Origin of the sequence: Aeromonas sp. FL131, from assembly GCF_049860615.1 — a bacterium.
Lineage (GTDB): Bacteria > Pseudomonadota > Gammaproteobacteria > Enterobacterales > Aeromonadaceae > Aeromonas > Aeromonas hydrophila.
Genome location: NZ_CP187595.1, coordinates 29,915 through 44,492 on the forward strand (window position 1 = coordinate 29,915; position 14,578 = coordinate 44,492).

The 14,578-nt window shown below is 60.5% G+C and carries 17 protein-coding genes; 9 read left to right on the forward strand and 8 right to left on the reverse strand.

Features of this window, described 5'->3' with window-relative positions; translation table 11 throughout:
* Positions 1-6 precede the first annotated feature (6 nt).
* Positions 7-1,017 carry a phosphoserine phosphatase SerB gene (gene serB / locus ACPW75_RS00175; RefSeq protein WP_077095146.1) on the forward strand — a complete coding sequence of 337 codons (1,011 nt, stop codon included), beginning with the start codon at positions 7-9 and terminating at the stop codon, positions 1,015-1,017.
* 49 nt (positions 1,018-1,066) lie between these two features.
* Positions 1,067-1,972 carry an alpha/beta fold hydrolase gene (locus tag ACPW75_RS00180; protein WP_011707407.1) on the forward strand — a complete coding sequence of 302 codons (906 nt, stop codon included), beginning with the start codon at positions 1,067-1,069 and terminating at the stop codon, positions 1,970-1,972.
* Positions 1,973-2,100: 128 nt separating this feature from the next.
* Here ACPW75_RS00180 and ACPW75_RS00185 read toward each other — a convergent pair whose 3' ends face one another.
* Positions 2,101-4,479, reverse strand: a complete 2,379-nt coding sequence (locus ACPW75_RS00185; RefSeq protein ID WP_077095145.1) for a PilZ domain-containing protein — start codon at positions 4,477-4,479, stop codon at positions 2,101-2,103.
* 100 nt (positions 4,480-4,579) lie between these two features.
* Here ACPW75_RS00185 and radA point away from each other — a divergent pair, with 100 nt between their 5' ends.
* The gene (gene radA, locus ACPW75_RS00190; protein ID WP_024945847.1) at positions 4,580-5,944 is read left to right on the forward strand and encodes a DNA repair protein RadA; all 1,365 of its coding nucleotides are present in this window, start codon (positions 4,580-4,582) and stop codon (positions 5,942-5,944) included.
* Positions 5,945-6,015: 71 nt separating this feature from the next.
* On the opposite strand, the gene ACPW75_RS00195 is transcribed toward radA, so the two are convergent.
* Together ACPW75_RS00195 and ACPW75_RS00200 are read right to left on the reverse strand one after the other, a co-directional pair.
* Positions 6,016-6,396: a PilZ domain-containing protein gene (locus ACPW75_RS00195; RefSeq protein ID WP_011707404.1), complete on the reverse strand. Its 381-nt coding sequence runs from the start codon at positions 6,394-6,396 to the stop codon at positions 6,016-6,018.
* A 101-nt stretch (positions 6,397-6,497) separates the two neighbouring features.
* Entirely contained in the window at positions 6,498-6,980 is a 483-nt protein-coding gene (locus ACPW75_RS00200; protein WP_011707403.1) for an Rsd/AlgQ family anti-sigma factor, read from the reverse strand.
* 97 nt (positions 6,981-7,077) lie between these two features.
* On the opposite strand from ACPW75_RS00200, the gene ACPW75_RS00205 reads away from it, so the two are divergent.
* The 3 genes from ACPW75_RS00205 (at position 7,078) to ACPW75_RS00215 (ending at position 8,121) form a co-directional block, all read left to right on the forward strand.
* On the forward strand, positions 7,078-7,263 hold the full coding sequence (locus ACPW75_RS00205) for a hypothetical protein (protein WP_130631666.1): 186 nt from the start codon (positions 7,078-7,080) through the stop codon (positions 7,261-7,263).
* A 58-nt stretch (positions 7,264-7,321) separates the two neighbouring features.
* Positions 7,322-7,594, forward strand: coding sequence for a nucleoid-associated protein HU-alpha (gene hupA, locus ACPW75_RS00210; protein ID WP_005305063.1), 273 nt, complete (start codon positions 7,322-7,324; stop codon positions 7,592-7,594).
* 101 nt (positions 7,595-7,695) lie between these two features.
* Positions 7,696-8,121 (forward strand): hypothetical protein, encoded by a 426-nt coding sequence (locus ACPW75_RS00215; protein ID WP_010636148.1) that lies wholly within the window; start codon positions 7,696-7,698, stop codon positions 8,119-8,121.
* 75 nt (positions 8,122-8,196) lie between these two features.
* Here the strand turns inward: ACPW75_RS00215 and ACPW75_RS00220 are convergent, their stop codons facing one another.
* On the reverse strand, positions 8,197-8,346 hold the full coding sequence (locus ACPW75_RS00220; RefSeq protein WP_011707400.1) for a hypothetical protein: 150 nt from the start codon (positions 8,344-8,346) through the stop codon (positions 8,197-8,199).
* A gap of 2 nt (positions 8,347-8,348) precedes the next feature.
* A complete protein-coding gene (dusA, locus tag ACPW75_RS00225) occupies positions 8,349-9,335 on the reverse strand; it encodes a tRNA dihydrouridine(20/20a) synthase DusA (RefSeq protein WP_077095144.1) in 987 nt (328 codons plus the stop codon).
* 138 nt (positions 9,336-9,473) lie between these two features.
* Here dusA and zur point away from each other — a divergent pair, with 138 nt between their 5' ends.
* The 3 genes from zur to ACPW75_RS00240 are packed head-to-tail and all read left to right on the forward strand — an operon-like array spanning position 9,474 to position 10,618.
* Positions 9,474-9,932: a zinc uptake transcriptional repressor Zur gene (zur, locus tag ACPW75_RS00230; protein ID WP_075384504.1), complete on the forward strand. Its 459-nt coding sequence runs from the start codon at positions 9,474-9,476 to the stop codon at positions 9,930-9,932.
* Entirely contained in the window at positions 9,922-10,383 is a 462-nt protein-coding gene (locus ACPW75_RS00235; protein WP_016351979.1) for a chemotaxis protein CheX, read from the forward strand. Before zur ends, ACPW75_RS00235 begins: the two co-directional genes overlap by 11 nt.
* 4 nt (positions 10,384-10,387) lie before the next feature.
* Positions 10,388-10,618, forward strand: coding sequence for a hypothetical protein (locus tag ACPW75_RS00240; RefSeq protein ID WP_179101286.1), 231 nt, complete (start codon positions 10,388-10,390; stop codon positions 10,616-10,618).
* A gap of 70 nt (positions 10,619-10,688) precedes the next feature.
* Here ACPW75_RS00240 and brnQ (ACPW75_RS00245) read toward each other — a convergent pair whose 3' ends face one another.
* The 3 genes from brnQ (ACPW75_RS00245) to ACPW75_RS00255 all read right to left on the reverse strand — a co-directional run bounded on the left by brnQ (ACPW75_RS00245) (position 10,689) and on the right by ACPW75_RS00255 (position 14,569).
* Positions 10,689-11,966 carry a branched-chain amino acid transport system II carrier protein gene (gene brnQ, locus ACPW75_RS00245; protein WP_232105266.1) on the reverse strand — a complete coding sequence of 426 codons (1,278 nt, stop codon included), beginning with the start codon at positions 11,964-11,966 and terminating at the stop codon, positions 10,689-10,691.
* A gap of 393 nt (positions 11,967-12,359) precedes the next feature.
* Positions 12,360-13,667: a branched-chain amino acid transport system II carrier protein gene (gene brnQ, locus ACPW75_RS00250; RefSeq protein WP_011707394.1), complete on the reverse strand. Its 1,308-nt coding sequence runs from the start codon at positions 13,665-13,667 to the stop codon at positions 12,360-12,362.
* Between the two features lie 191 nt (positions 13,668-13,858).
* Positions 13,859-14,569 carry a tRNA1(Val) (adenine(37)-N6)-methyltransferase gene (locus ACPW75_RS00255; RefSeq protein WP_077095142.1) on the reverse strand — a complete coding sequence of 237 codons (711 nt, stop codon included), beginning with the start codon at positions 14,567-14,569 and terminating at the stop codon, positions 13,859-13,861.
* Between the last annotated feature and the right edge of the window lie 9 nt (positions 14,570-14,578).

Sequence of the window (14,578 nt, forward strand, 5' to 3'; positions counted from 1 at the left end):
ATCCCTATGTTGTTGTCCCAATTGCCCGCAGAGATTTCAGAGTGGCCCGAGTGCCTGTCCGGCGCCCCCTGGTGGGAGGCGACGCCGCAGGCGCTGCTGCCTGCCGCCAGTGCGCTGGATGGCGGCTGGCTGGTGCTGTTCGGGCGCGCGCTGGCCGGTCATCATCTCGGGCGGCTGGCCGGGCTGCTGGCGCAGCACGCGTTGCAGGCCAGGCTCTATCCGCCCGCCATGCCGGCCGGAGTGCCTCTGCTGCTGCTGGGCACGGATCGCTTCTCACCCGCTCTGGTACAGGCGCTCAAGGGGGAGGAGTGGGACATCGATCTGTGTCATCTGCCAGCCCTGCCCAGTCTGGCGGAGCCCGGTTTGCTGGTGATGGACATGGACTCCACCGCCATCCGCATCGAGTGCATCGACGAGATCGCCCGGTTGGCCGGGGTCGGCGAGCAGGTGGCGGCGGTCACGGCGGCTGCCATGCAGGGCCAGCTGGAGTTTGCCGACAGCCTGCGGGCCAGGGTCGCCCTGCTGGAAGGGGCGCCGGTCACCCTTCTCGACCAGGTGGCGGCCGACATGCCCTGGATGCCGGGCCTGCAGTTGATGGTCGATACCCTCAAACAGGCCGGTTGGAAGGTGGCGATCGCCTCCGGTGGTTTCACCCGTTTTGCTGGCCAGTTGCAGCGGGAGCTGGGGCTGGACGCCATCTTCGCCAACGAGCTGGCGGTGGAAGGGCAACAGCTGACCGGCAAGGTGAGCGGGCGTATCGTCGATGCCGCCGTCAAGGCCGAGGTACTGCAGCAGCTGGCGCAGGAGTATGGCATCGCCGCTGGCCAGACCGTGGCCGTCGGCGATGGCGCCAACGATCTCAAGATGATGGGAGTGGCCGGGCTCGGCATCGCCATTCACGCCAAGCCGCTGGTGCGGGCGCAGGCGGCGGCTACCCTCAATTACCACGATCTGGAAGGGGTGATCTGCCTGCTCGGTGCGCTGGCCTGCCGCCAGCAGCGCTGGGATCGCCGCTAGTCGCGGCGCCTCGACAAGGCCCCCACGTCACGGAGGACGTAGTCTCAAAATGGAACTGTTACAGCAATCCCTGTTTATTCCCTGCGGCGCACATCGGCTGCACGTGCGCCACATTCAGCCGCGGGTCGCGGTACATGGCGAGCCGATCCTGATGGTGCACGGTGCCATCGAGAACGGCCGCATCTTCTACACCGAATCGGGCAAGGGACTGGCCTGCTTTCTGGCCCGCCACGGCTATCAGGTCTATGTGGCCGACCTGCGGGGACGGGGGCTGAGCACGCCGGCCATCGCCGAGCAGGCCGAACATGGCCAGCATGAGCTCATCACCGAGGATCTGCCGGCCCTGCACCGCTGGATTGCCGCCCGCCATGCTGGCTTCAAGCTGCACTGGATGGCCCACTCCTGGGGCGGCGTCATCATGGCGTCGACCCTGGTGCGCTTCCCCGAGTTGGCGGAGCAGGTGGCCAGTCTGGTGTTCTTTGGCACCAAGCGCGGCGTGTCGGTACAAAATCCGGAGCGCTGGCTGAAGGTGGATCTGATCTGGAACCGGCTGGCCCCCTGGCTGGCCAGGCGCAACGGCTTTCTGGCCGCGCGCAGTCTGAAGATCGGGGCGGATGATGAGCCGCTGCGTTACCTGCAGGAGACCATCCCCTGGGTCAAATGCGGCCCCTGGCAGGATCCCAGCGACGGGTTCGCCTATGACGAGGCGGCCGCCCGGGTCAACTGGCCACCGCTCTGGATGATCTCGGCCAAGGCGGACAAGGTGCTGGGTCACCCGACCGACGTGCGCCGTTTCAGTGCCGAGATGGGCTCGGCCGCCCGCCATACCCGCCTCGGCCGGGACAACGGCAACCGGCTCGATTACGACCACATCAACATGTTGACCGCCCCGCAGGCGCAGGAAGATCACTTCCCGCAGATCCTTGAATGGCTGCTCAACCCGCAGGCGGCCTGACAAAGACCGGGCTGGTGGCGCCGGTCATCCGGTGTACTGATGGATGCACAAACCATGGCGGGCCAGAGGCCGGCCATGGTTTTATTGCCTGCCCGCCTGGTTGAGGGCCGTGGTTTGCAGAGGGCTGCTCAATTGACGGGCGCCGTGATGCCGAGCCGGAACAGGGTCGCCTGGCTGGTATCGGTCAGCTCGCCCACTCCCACCACGCTCCACAACTCCTCTTCCAGCTTCTTGGCCTTGTGAATGGCGAACTTGGCGATGTAGTCCAGCTCGTTGGCGATGAAGTTGGTGTCGGGGCGGCCGGTGCGGGAGATGCCCACCAGCACCGAGTAGAACTCCCCTTGGCGCAGCGCCTGTTCGATGAAGCTGCGCTTCTCCGCCACATTCTTGAAGCTGCTGGCGAGCCGGCTGGTGAAGATGGGCAGGCCGGCCGCCGTCTGCAGACTGGCAATGTAGACCTCCTCCTCCTGGGGCTGATCCTCCCGCTCGATGGCCCGCAGCGGGTTCATGATGAGCTGTTTGAGCAATTCGCCCTGGAACAGGGGATAGAGGTTGTCCTGGTCACCCTGCTCGGCACAGGCTTTCAGCAGCCGCGACAGGCTGCGCGCCTGCGGGGCATGTCCGATGGAGGCCGGCCTGGGGGCGCCCTTCAGCTTGTTGATGTAGACCGGGGTGCTGAAGACGTGGTGGGTGTAGATGTTGCGCAGCGCCCGTGCCATGCCGCGATAGCGGCGCTGCTCCTGGGCTGCTTTGAGCTTGTTCTGGTTGCTCTCGATCAGCAGCTTGAAGAACTGGCGGCCGGTGTGGCGCTCCGGATCGCCCTCGATGCACAGGTGCAGCAAGGTGCGGGTCAGGTTGATGCTGACCAGCCGGTAGGGCAGGCGCTGCAGATCCATGCTCTTGGAGAGCTCCTGCAGGCGCGGCAGGGCGATGGTGACGATGTCGTCCTTCACCCCCTCGAACGGCTCTTCCAGCTCGATCTGCATGCCGTGAGCCGAGATGTCGCGGGTCCAGCCGAGCCAGGCGCGACCATTGTGCTTGATGGCCACGGCCGTCTTGTGGATGTAGCGGGCCTCCTTGCGCAGCTGGACATAGTGCAGCGTCTCTATTTCGAAGGGGGCGGCACTGCTGTCGTGGCCGAAGCGCTGCAGTTCGTTGGCATTGTGCTGGGCGCTGGCATCGTACTGGAACTCTTCCCGCTGGCTGTCGAGGCCGACATCCTGCAGCAGGCCGACATAGCTTATCTGCTTGAGCCGCTCCTGCAGCAGCATGTCTTGCAGCTGGGGGCTCTCCTTGCTCTGCTGGCTGGCCAGATCGGCCTCGTGCAGGTCACAGCGCTCCAGGCTGAATTTGTAGACTCGCCAGCTGGGGCGCCGGGCGCCGACCTGGAAGAAGAGCGACATCAGCCCGCTCTGCAACAGCTCTTCCCGGGTGGCGGAGAAGAAATAGAGGTGACTGCGTACCGAGTGGGTGAAGCAGTAGATCAGGGTCTCTTTCAATTCCCCCGCTGCCGGCAGCAGGGCCTGCATGCGGGTGGCGGAGAACAGGCTGGCGAGCATGTCGCGGTTCTTGGCATCGCGCCAGTATTCCAGGATGTGCTGGTTGTTCTCGGTGCGCAGGGCGATCTCGAGGCTGGGGCTGTCGCCCGAGCCGAAAAACAGCGGCATGCCGGTCATGCGCGGCAGATAGAACTGCTCATACCCCTTGATGATGGCGGCGGAGAGCAGGTAGTCGACGCTGACCCGATAGCGGCTCTTGTTGCTCTCGATGAACTCGCTAAGAAACTGGTCGAAGCCGGGGTGTTCGCCGGTTTTGACCAGCCTGAGCCAGAACTTGCCCTCCTTGCTCTCTTCCCCGAGGATCTGGTAGCTGACCGAATGGTGCAGGACCGGGTTGGCATGATCCCGCTCCAGCCCGGTGAAGAACACCTCGACCTGGGCGCCGGTCTGGTAGTTGGGCAGATAGGGCACCGAGACCCGGATCCCGCCGAGGGAAAGATCGGAGCTTTTGGCAAACAGCTTGTCGCCATCGGCAAACTTGATCAGCACGGGGGAGCTGAAGTGCATCCGCTCCTGACGTCGGCCATAGTAGCTGGCAAAGGCGATGGGGTTGACATCGTACTGGCGAAACGGGCTGGCAGGTGGCTGCAGCGGGCCATCGCTCTTGCCATGGTGGTGTTTCTGCCAGTATTGCAGTGCCTCATAGACTCCCAGGGTGTAATCGTCTTTGTAGAGATAGCATTGGGACTGGAACAGACCGATGGCTTCGGCCGGCATGAAGTGGGTGATCCCGTCGGATTCATGGACCAGACACTCGTCACCCAGTTCGTCCCGCATGTCGATCACGCGACGGCAGGGGGTGCATCTGCGCTTGATCTCCATCTTGATCAGAAAACGGCTGTTGCTGTTTTCATCCTGGGTCAGGCGATTGAAGATGTCATCGAAATCCTTTTCTCTGAGCAGGGGGATGAGCTGTTCAATAAGGTGCTGTTGTTGTTCTGAATCCATGTGTTCCTGCCACGGAAAGTCACTTTTCCGATTCTGGGTTTGATCTGTCGGTCGCAAACAAGTATATCAAGCAGGAATTCATCCTGTCCCCGAGTTATCCATGGCCAAAAACAAAACTGCCTATGTTTGTACTGAATGTGGCGCCGACTTCACACGCTGGCAGGGCCAGTGCAGTGAGTGCAAGGAGTGGAACACCATCAGCGAGGTGCGCCTCGGCTCGGTGACCCCGGGCAAGAGTGCCCGTTATACCGGTTATGCCGGCGCCATCGGCAGCCAGGTGCAGACGCTGGCGGAGATCGCCACCACCGAGATCCCACGCTTCTCTTCCGGTTTCAAGGAGCTGGACCGGGTCCTGGGTGGCGGGGTGGTGCCGGGCTCGGCAATCCTGATCGGTGGCAACCCGGGGGCGGGCAAGTCGACCCTGCTGCTGCAGACCATGTGCGGTCTGGCGGAGCGGATGAAGACCCTCTATGTCACCGGCGAGGAGTCGCTGCAGCAGGTGGCGATGCGGGCCTCTCGCCTCGGCCTGCCGACCGACAAGCTGCGCATGCTGTCGGAGACCTCGGTCGAGCAGATCTGCCTGATTGCCCAGCAGGAGCAGCCACAGATCATGGTCATCGACTCCATCCAGGTGATGCATGTGGCGGATGTGCAGTCGGCGCCGGGTTCAGTGTCTCAGGTGCGGGAAGCCGCCGCCCTGCTGACCCGCTATGCCAAACAGAATCATGTCGCCATCTTCATGGTGGGCCACGTGACCAAGGATGGCACCCTGGCCGGCCCCAAGGTACTGGAGCACTGCATCGACTGCTCCGTGTTGCTCGATGGCGGCCACGACTCCCGCTTCCGGACCCTGCGCTCCCACAAGAACCGCTTCGGGGCGGTCAACGAGCTCGGTGTCTTCGCCATGACCGGGCAGGGGATGCGGGAGGTGAGCAACCCCTCCGCCATCTTCCTCAGCCGCGGTGAAGAGCAGGCGCCGGGGTCGGTGGTGATGGTGATCTGGGAGGGCACCCGTCCCCTGCTGGTGGAACTGCAGGCGCTGGTTGATTATTCCCAGCTCTCCAACCCGCGCCGGGTGGCGGTGGGGATGGATCACAACCGTCTCGCCATGTTGCTGGCGGTGCTGCATCGCCACGGCGGCCTGCAGATGGCGGATCAGGATGTCTTCATCAACGTGGTTGGCGGGGTCAAGGTCGAAGAGACCAGCGCGGATCTGGCCCTGCTGCTCTCCATGGTCTCCAGTTTCCGGGATCAATCCCTGCCCAAGGATCTGGTGGTGTTCGGGGAAGTGGGGCTGTCCGGCGAGATCCGGCCCGTGCCCTCCGGCCAGGAGCGGTTGCAGGAGGCCGCCAAGCATGGCTTCCGCCGGGCCATAGTGCCGTACGCCAACGCACCCAAGCATCCCATCGAAGGCATGGAAGTGGTGCCGGTCAAGAAGCTGGCCGATGCCCTGGAGGCTTTGTAATCGGCATGGTGGCCGTAGGCAGGCAATAAAAAGGAGCGCAATGGCGCTCCTTTTTACATCGGGTATACCGCTCAGGGGTGGGGGTGTTCGAGATGTTCGCTCAGCAGCTGCTCCAGCTCCCGGTGCAGCAAGTCTTCATCCCCGACGTTGAGCTCGATCATCCGCTTGAGGTGGGTGGCGCTGTCGATGTCGATGTGATGGCAGTAGAACCCCAGCTTCTTGCTGGCTTCATGGGTCAGCATGACCTGCATCTTGATCTCGATGTCGCTGCCGCTCAGCACGAAGCTGAGTGAATACTCTTTGTTGTCGTGGCTTTCCCAGTCATCGGGCCGGATCAACAGGGCGCCCTGCAGGGAGATATCCACCAGCTGGGTCCGCCATTTCTTATCTCCCTGGACGAGGTCGGCCATGGTCAAGTAGAGGATCCGTGAAAAACGGCGACGCTCGGACATTCTCATCTCCTGTCAGCAATAGGAATTGGAGCTAAAGGTCATGACATAGAGTGTAATGCACCTTGCACATCAGGATCTTGAACTGGCTCCGAAATTGGATATCAAACCTGCTGGGCGCTGAGTGACTCCACGACCTGCAATGCTTTGATCAGCCGATCTTCCTGTTTGAAACGATCTTCCAGCACGGGACCTAGCTGGTTCAGATCCTCATCCAGCAACAGCAACTGGGCCTCATCGGCATTGCTGTACTTGTCGTTGAACTCCAGCGCGAACTCGGTGCAGGCCCGGATGTGGGGATAGATGCGTTTCGCCAGTTCCAGCTTGTCGCCGCTGGCCTGTTCGAAGGCGGTCACCACGTGGTTGTAGATCTCGAAGTGTCCGGCGCTGACGTAGTCGACCAGGCGTTCACAGAAGCCTTGCAGTTCCACATGGCCGGGCAGCGAACGCTGCTTGGTGCGGGCGGGAGTCAGTCCGGCAAGTCGCATGTATTCGACCAGCAATGCCTGCCTGGCATCCAGCCAGTCGTCGATAGCTCTGTGCTTTCCTGCCAATGCGCGTTTGGTTTGTTCCAGTTCAGTTAACATAGTCCCTCCGTGGGGCATAGGCATGGAGTGCTATCGTGACGGGCCTCCGGCCTTTTTATTGACTGACGACACCCTCCTATAACTAGGGAAAATCCAGTTGACCGTCAATAGGGGCATGGGGATATTGTTACACCGGGTGGCGTTTTGGTTACAAGGCACCATCATTTGCTCTCCTCTTCCCGTCAATTACGATCACGAAGGGGCGAGATATGTGACTATTTCCGCAGATCTTGATGAAAACCCCAGCATTCAAGCCAATCCGGCTGATAAAGCCTTTGCCTGAGTGTTTTTTTTTGAATAGAGTGGCCCGGTGCTAAATGCCCGATCATAAAGGAAATGTTATGAACAAAGCTCAACTTGTCGATGCAATTGCAGCCAAAGCAGATCTGAGCAAAGCTCAGGCCAAAGTCGCTCTGGAAGAGATCATCAATGGTATTACCCAGAGCCTGAAAGAAGGTGATGCTGTGCAGTTGGTGGGTTTTGGCACCTTCAAGGTGAACCATCGTGCTGGCCGTACCGGTCGCAATCCGCAAACTGGTAAAGAGATCCAGATTGCAGCCGCGAATGTGCCGTCCTTTGTGGCAGGCAAGGCGCTCAAAGACGCCGTCAAGTAATCCCCAAAAACCCGGCGCCAGCCGGGTTTTTTATTGCCATCGTCAGCGGAAATTGTTTCAGATACACTCAAGATATGGCGTGCGCCGTAGTGAGGTGGATGATGGAACAGAAAAATGCCATTCGGCAGGTTGCCGTACCTTGGGCTCCGTCCCGCCAACTCCCCCCGGGCCTGGTTGTGGCCGAACTTCATCAGGATATCTGGAGCGACTCCCTTACCATCATGCTGGGCAGGGCTCGCAGCATCGATCTGCCGCCGCAGATCCTCTGTCGGGTCTATTTTCGGCATATCTTTGCGGTGCGAGTGATGGAGGATTGCGATCTGGCGGAGGGCAAGGATAGCCATGCCATCGAGGAGCAGATCCAGCTCATCACCCCGTCCCGATTTGCCAGCTGGTTCCATCAGGAGTCGGATGGTCTGCACCTGGACGAAGATCTGCAGCACTACCGCATCTCGACCTGGGATTATTGCGCCGATGTGCTGACGTCCAGAGCGCCCGAGCTGCAGTTCGTGGACAAAGGCGATTAGCGAGGCTGAAGAGACAATAAAAAACCGGCAACACAGGGTGTTGCCGGTTTTTTTATTGGTCGACGTGGGGCTAACTCAGCCGAGCAACTGATCCCGATGCAGCCCCAGCACGATGAGCAAGCCGAGGAAGTAAAAGGCGCTGAGTTTGATGCCCAGAATGGCAAGCAGGCCGGCGCAGAGCCGGACGATGGCCTTGTGCAGCCAGGAGCCGGTGAAACGGTACATGGTTACTCCGCCGCCTCCGTGGTGGCGAATTCCGGCACCTTGGCCATGGCATCCAGCACCACCTGGATATCCGCTCCCGGCTTGCAGGCGTTTTCACTCAGGTGACGGCGCCAGGCGCGAGCTCCCTGCATGTTCTGGAACAGCCCCAGCATGTGGCGGGTCATGTGGGAGAGATAGTTACCCTTGGCCAGCTCCTGCTCGATATAGGGCAGCATCATCCGCACCACCTCGTGGCGGCTCGGCACGGCATTGTTCTGGCCGAACACCAGGTTATCCACCTGCGCCAGAATGTAGGGATTCTGATAGGCTTCGCGCCCCATCATGACACCATCCAGGTGCTGCAGGTGCTCGAGAGTCTGCTCCATGGAGGTGACGCCGCCGTTGATGGCGATGGTCAGCTCCGGGTAATCCTGCTTGACCCGATAGACACGGGGATAATCGAGCGGCGGGATCTCGCGGTTTTCCTTGGGGCTCAGGCCGCTCAGCCACGCCTTGCGGGCATGGACGATGAAGGTGTCGCAACCGGCGTCACGAACCTGTTCGATGAAGGCCTGCAGAAATTCGTAGGAGTCCTGATCGTCGATGCCGATGCGGGTCTTCACCGTTACCGGTATGCCTACCACATCGCGCATCGCCTTGACGCAGTCAGCCACCAGGGCGGGCTCACCCATCAGGCAGGCACCAAAGCGACCATTCTGCACTCGATCGGAGGGACAGCCGACGTTGATGTTCACCTCGTCATAGCCGCGCTCCTCGGCCAGCTTGGCACAGCGCGCCAGATCGGCCGGATTGCTACCACCCAGCTGCAGGGAGATGGGGTGCTCCTGCTCGCTGTAACCCAGATAATCTCCCTTGCCGTGGATGATGGCACCGGTGGTCACCATTTCGGTATAAAGCAAGGTCTGGCGAGTCATCAGACGATGGAAATAACGGCAATGCCGATCGGTCCAGTCCAGCATGGGGGCGATGGAAAAACGCTGCGCCTGCATAAAAATCATCCGGGTTGGCTAAACAAAGGGGGCGGATTTTACCACAACGTGAGGCAGCCCCAGAAAATGAATTTTGTCGCCGCGCCATGCGAGGCCCTGTGATAGTATCCGGCTAATAAAAAGGGTAATTGCGTGATCATGAATCAAGACCAACTTTTACAACGAGCCGAACGACTCTGCGAACAACGCGGGATCCGCTTCACCCCTACCCGACGTCAGGTATTCAGGCTGCTGGCTGCCCACGGCAATGCCATCAGCGCCTATGATCTGTTGGCCCAGTTGCAGCAGACCGAGGCCCATGCCAAGCCGCCGACCGTTTATCGGGCATTGGATTTTCTGCTCGAACAGGGCTTTGCCCACAAGGTGGAGTCGCTCAACGCCTTCATTTTCTGCTGTCACTTCGATCATGCCCACCCGATGCAACTGCTCATCTGCGATCGGTGTGGCGAGGTGGTCGAGTTGCATGACGCGGCGATCGATGGCGCGTTTTCCGAGCAAGCCCACTTGCATGGCTTTACTATTACCAATAAGACAATAGAGGCACATGGCCAATGTGCTCGCTGTACGCCCACCGTAGGAAGTCAACATGAAGGCTGATTTTGTAAACCCGTTCCTGCTCTCCCTGCTCAATGTGCTCTCCACCATGGCACAGCTCGAGCTCAAGCCGGGCAAACCCAAACGCAAGATGGACGAGCTGGCGCGCGGCGATGTCTCTGGCCTCATCGGCATGGTCGGCCCGCAGACCCGTGGCTCGCTCTCCATCAGCTTCGAGAAGGGGCTGGCGCTGGAGATCATGCGCCGGATGCTGGGCGAGGCTCCGGCCACCATCAATGAAGAAGTGACCGACATGGTGGGCGAGATCACCAACATGGTGACTGGCGGCGCCAAGCGCATGCTGGGGGAGAAGGGGTATGAGTTCGACATGGCGACCCCCATCATCGTCTCCGGCCCCAATCACACCATCACCCATCGCGCCGACGGCACCAAGATCATGATGCCATTCGAATCAGATTACGGTCGTGCCACCATCGAGATCTGTTTCGAGTAACCCTATGTGGAAAGCGCTGAAATGGTTCTTCATCGGTTGGGCCCTGCTGCTCATCCTGTCTGATCTCCAGATCACCACCTCGCTCTACAAGTACGAAGACAACCGGGTGGTGGTGAACTTTCCGCGCTGGCAGGCAGACCAGCCCTGGGGCACCTTTGAGTGGCATGCCGGGCAGGTTGAGGCCCATTGGTATGGCCTGGCAGGCAGACCCAAGCAGGTAGACCCGCTGCTGTAGCAGCCAGGATGACGGATGCAATGCAAGAGGCCAGCTGATGCTGGCCTCTTGTCGTTGGTCGCCCGGTTGATCAGGCCGCTTCGGCGGCCAGATCTTCGCGGGGGCGCAGCAGCATGCCGAAGCCGCAGGTCAGCAGGGTGGGCAGCAGCCAGGCCAGCCCCTTGTCGAACAGCGGCAGGAAGGCGAACGCATCCATCTGCATGCCGGCCGCGCCCAGCCCGTCCAGACAGCCGAACAGAAACGCCACCAGCAGCACGGCACGAAACGCCAGCTGTGGCCGGCCAAAATAGCCCTGTACAAAGGTCACCAGCACCAGTGCGATGGCGACCGGGTAGATGGCGACCAGCACCGGGATGGAGAGGCTGATGAGCTGGCTCAGCCCGACGTTGGCCACCAGGATGGAGACGCATCCCATCAGCAGTACCCACTTGCGGTATGTCCAGCCGGCCAGACCGTGGAAGTAGTCGGCGCTGGCGCAGAGCAGGCCGACCGCGCTGGTGAAGCAGGCCAGGGTGATGATGGCGGCCAGGATCAACTGGCCGTAGTGGCCGAACAGGCTCAGAACATAGGCGTTGACGATGGCGCCGCCATTGTCGACGTTGGTCACCACGCCCGCTGCACTGTTGCCCAGGTAGAACAGGGAGATGTAGACCGCTGAGAGGCCAACCGCCGAGATGAGGCCCGCGATGGTCAGGTACTTGAACTGGCTCGGGTAGCCCTCGATGCCCCTGCGTTGCAGCAGACCGATGATGAGAGCACCGAACATCAGCGAGCCGAGGGTATCCATGGTGTTGTACCCCTCCAGCATCCCCTTGATGAGCGGCGTATCCGTATAGTCGCCGCTGGCCTCTGGCAGGGTGCCTTGCGGGTCAACCAAGACTCCGACCGCCAGGATCAGCAACATCACCATCAAGACAGGTGTCATGTACTTGCCCACCGCATCGAGCAGCCTGCCCCGATCCAGCGATACCAGGATCACCAGCGCGAAGAAGAGCAGGCTGTAGAGCAGCAGCCCGTGTTGGCCAGCTTCACCGAGCCAGGGCTTGAGCCCCATTTCATAAGCCACCAGCCCGGTGCGGGGGGTGGCAAAGGCCGGCCCCATGATGATGTAGATGGCGATGGCCAGCGCCGTGGCTGCCCACGTCGGCAGATAGCGGGTCATTGCCGTCCAGCCGCTGCTGCCTTGTCCGGCGCTGCCTCTGGCAACGGCGACCAGCGTCAGCAGAGGGAGGCCCACCGCTGTCAGCAGAAAGCCGACCATGGCTGGCATCAAATGTTCACCGGCCATAAAGCCGGCGAGCGGTGGAAAAATGATGTTGCCTGCCCCCAGATAGAAAGCAAACGTCATAAAACCCAGTCCGAATACGTCGGACAACTTCAGTGATTTCGTCAAACCTGACCTCATCTGCCTTATCAGCTTGTTCTTGTTGATTGCACCCACTGCCTGGCAGATAACCGGATAACAATGCTTCCCTCTCCTCCACGATGAGCACATCGGCGAAGGAGTTCTCTTCTGAGCATAAAGAAGAGAAATTTGATCTCAATCACACATTAATATCTTGAAACAATTTAATTGGCCAGAATAAATCACCGATTAGCCAGCGGTTGGCAGCAGTGAAAGAGGTCGGCATGGCGGCAGGGGGCTGGCCGCAGGAAAGGGGTAACGGGTGGTAAAAGGCTGTGGACAGACAAACAAAAGAGCCTGCGCAAGGCAGGCTCTTTAATACGGACGGGAGTGAAATCAGGCGGCTTCGGCGGCCAGTTTCTCGCCGGAGCGTACCGCCATGCCGAGGCCACAGGCCAGCAGCGTCGGCAGCAGCCAGGCCAGGCCCTTGTCGAACAGCGGCAGGAAGGCAAACGCATCCATCTTCATGCCGGCGGCGCCCAGGCCGTCCAGGCAGCCGAACAGGAAGGCGACCATCAGCACGGCGCGGAACACCAGGCGCGGACGACCGAAGTAACCCTTCAGGAAGGTGACCAGCACCAGTGCCACGGCAACCGGGTAGATGGCGACCAGCACCGGGATGGAGAGGCTGATGAGCTGGCTCAGGCCCACGTTGGCGACCACGGCGCAGATGACCCCCAGCAACACCACCAGCTTCTTGTAGCTCATGCCGGTGAGGTTGTGGAAGAAGTCGGAGCAGGCGGAGATCAGGCCCACGGCGGTGGTGAAACAGGCCAGGGTGATGATGGCGGCCAGGATGAACTGACCCGGCTGACCGAACAGGCTCAACACGTAGGCGTTGACGATGGCGCCGCCGTTGCTGATGTCGGTGGCGACGCCGGCTGCGGTGTTGCCCAGCTGGAACAGGGAGACGTAGACCACGGACAGACCGATGGCGGAGATGATGCCGGCAATGGCCAGGTACTTGAACTGGCTCTGGTAGTCATGAATGCCTTTCTGGCGCAGCAGGTCGACGATCAGGGCACCGAACATCAGGGACGCCAGGGTGTCCATGGTGTTGTAGCCTTCCAGGATCCCTTTCACGAAGGGGCCGTTCTGATAGTCACCGGAAGAGGCCGGCATATCACCTTGCGGGGCGACGAACACACCGATGGCGAGGGTCAGCAGCAACAGCATCAGCACCGGGGTCAGGTATTTGCCGATGGCATCCATCAGCTTGCCCTGATTCATGGAGACCAGGATGGCCACGCCGAAGAACAGCACTGTGTAGGCAGCCAGACCGGCCTGACCCATGTCACCGATGAAGGGTTTGAGGCCCATTTCGTAGGCCACCAGCCCGGTACGGGGGGCGGCGAAGGCCGGACCGATGATGATGTAGATGGCGACGGCCAGTGCGGTGGCGACGCCGGCCGGCAGCAGCTTGGTCATGCCGGCCCAGCCGTTGCCTGCCTTGGCGACGGCGATGATGGTGATGAGGGGCAGACCGACGGCAGTGACCAGGAAACCCAGCATGGCGAGAGAGAGGTGCTCACCTGCCATGTAACCAGCCAGCGGCGGGAAGATGATGTTGCCGGCGCCCAGATAGAAGGCGAAGGTCATGAAGCCCAATCCGAGCACGTCGGACAATGTGAGTGATTTCGTCAAGTTCAACCTCGTCTGTCTTGTAAACTATTGCTTGTTATAGTTTTTTATTGGTCAGTGACCGATATTGTTCAGGGGTAAAAAAAAGGAGCCCCGCTTGTTTTTTCATCGCAACCAGTGGTTTGAGCTGGTCTTGAGCGGGCGCTCGTTTAGGAGTCAGCATAATGGCGTGAAAAAATAGTTCAAGACGAAATTTACATCTTCAAATAGAAGGGGCTGGTTAGTTGGATGTATCTGTCGGAATAGGTTCCATCAGCAGAATGGATCACAATTTCACCCTGCTCACACTTGTTTAATCCTCTGCCAAGTCGCAATAAAACACGATTTGCCTCTTTTCCAGCTCTGGTGATAACAGCTGTATAACAAACGGCGTGCAGATCATAATCCGCCGAGATGCATAAAATTTCATCGGCCATGGCCGTTGGCACGACCAGCGCAACCTCGCCGTTGGGGGCCAATAGTCGGTCACAGGCGGCCAGCAGATCCCGGCTGTCGAGGCCGCCGGTATGACGTGCCAGTGCCCTGGCCGGATCGCGAAATGACTGGCCCGCCACGAAGTAGGGCGGGTTGGAGACGATGAGATCGTAAGGGGCGGCCTGATAGGTTTGAATGGCACTCTCGATGACGGTGACCCGTTCATGCCAGGGGGAGGCTGCCGCATTCTCGCGAGCCTGCCGGGCTGCATTGCTATCCAGCTCTACCGCATCGATGCGACAGTCGGCAGGGCTGCGCTGGGCCAGCATCAGGGCGATGAGGCCGCTGCCGCTGCCAATGTCGAGCACCCGGCGGGCGTTGGTGACAGGTGCCCAGGCGCCGAGCAGGATGCCATCGGTGCCGACTTTCATGGCGCAGCGATCGTGCGCGACGTGAAATTGCTTGAAGGTAAAACCGCTGTTTCGTCCCATCCGACTCCC

Excerpts from the sequence above, each read along its gene's own strand:
- hupA (WP_005305063.1), top strand. The coding sequence starts at position 7,322 with ATGAACAAAGCTCAACTTGTCGATGCAATTGCAGCCAAAGCAGATCTG.
- ACPW75_RS00215 (WP_010636148.1), top strand. The coding sequence starts at position 7,696 with ATGGAACAGAAAAATGCCATTCGGCAGGTTGCCGTACCTTGGGCTCCG.
- ACPW75_RS00240 (WP_179101286.1), top strand. The coding sequence starts at position 10,388 with ATGTGGAAAGCGCTGAAATGGTTCTTCATCGGTTGGGCCCTGCTGCTC.
- ACPW75_RS00220 (WP_011707400.1), bottom strand. The coding sequence starts at position 8,346 with ATGTACCGTTTCACCGGCTCCTGGCTGCACAAGGCCATCGTCCGGCTC.
- ACPW75_RS00180 (WP_011707407.1), top strand. The coding sequence starts at position 1,067 with ATGGAACTGTTACAGCAATCCCTGTTTATTCCCTGCGGCGCACATCGG.
- serB (WP_077095146.1), top strand. The coding sequence starts at position 7 with ATGTTGTTGTCCCAATTGCCCGCAGAGATTTCAGAGTGGCCCGAGTGC.
- radA (WP_024945847.1), top strand. The coding sequence starts at position 4,580 with ATGGCCAAAAACAAAACTGCCTATGTTTGTACTGAATGTGGCGCCGAC.
- brnQ (WP_232105266.1), bottom strand. The coding sequence starts at position 11,966 with ATGACGTTTGCTTTCTATCTGGGGGCAGGCAACATCATTTTTCCACCG.
- ACPW75_RS00235 (WP_016351979.1), top strand. The coding sequence starts at position 9,922 with ATGAAGGCTGATTTTGTAAACCCGTTCCTGCTCTCCCTGCTCAATGTG.
- ACPW75_RS00255 (WP_077095142.1), bottom strand. The coding sequence starts at position 14,569 with ATGGGACGAAACAGCGGTTTTACCTTCAAGCAATTTCACGTCGCGCAC.
- ACPW75_RS00185 (WP_077095145.1), bottom strand. The coding sequence starts at position 4,479 with ATGGATTCAGAACAACAACAGCACCTTATTGAACAGCTCATCCCCCTG.
- ACPW75_RS00195 (WP_011707404.1), bottom strand. The coding sequence starts at position 6,396 with ATGTCCGAGCGTCGCCGTTTTTCACGGATCCTCTACTTGACCATGGCC.
- zur (WP_075384504.1), top strand. The coding sequence starts at position 9,474 with ATGAATCAAGACCAACTTTTACAACGAGCCGAACGACTCTGCGAACAA.
- ACPW75_RS00200 (WP_011707403.1), bottom strand. The coding sequence starts at position 6,980 with ATGTTAACTGAACTGGAACAAACCAAACGCGCATTGGCAGGAAAGCAC.
- dusA (WP_077095144.1), bottom strand. The coding sequence starts at position 9,335 with ATGCAGGCGCAGCGTTTTTCCATCGCCCCCATGCTGGACTGGACCGAT.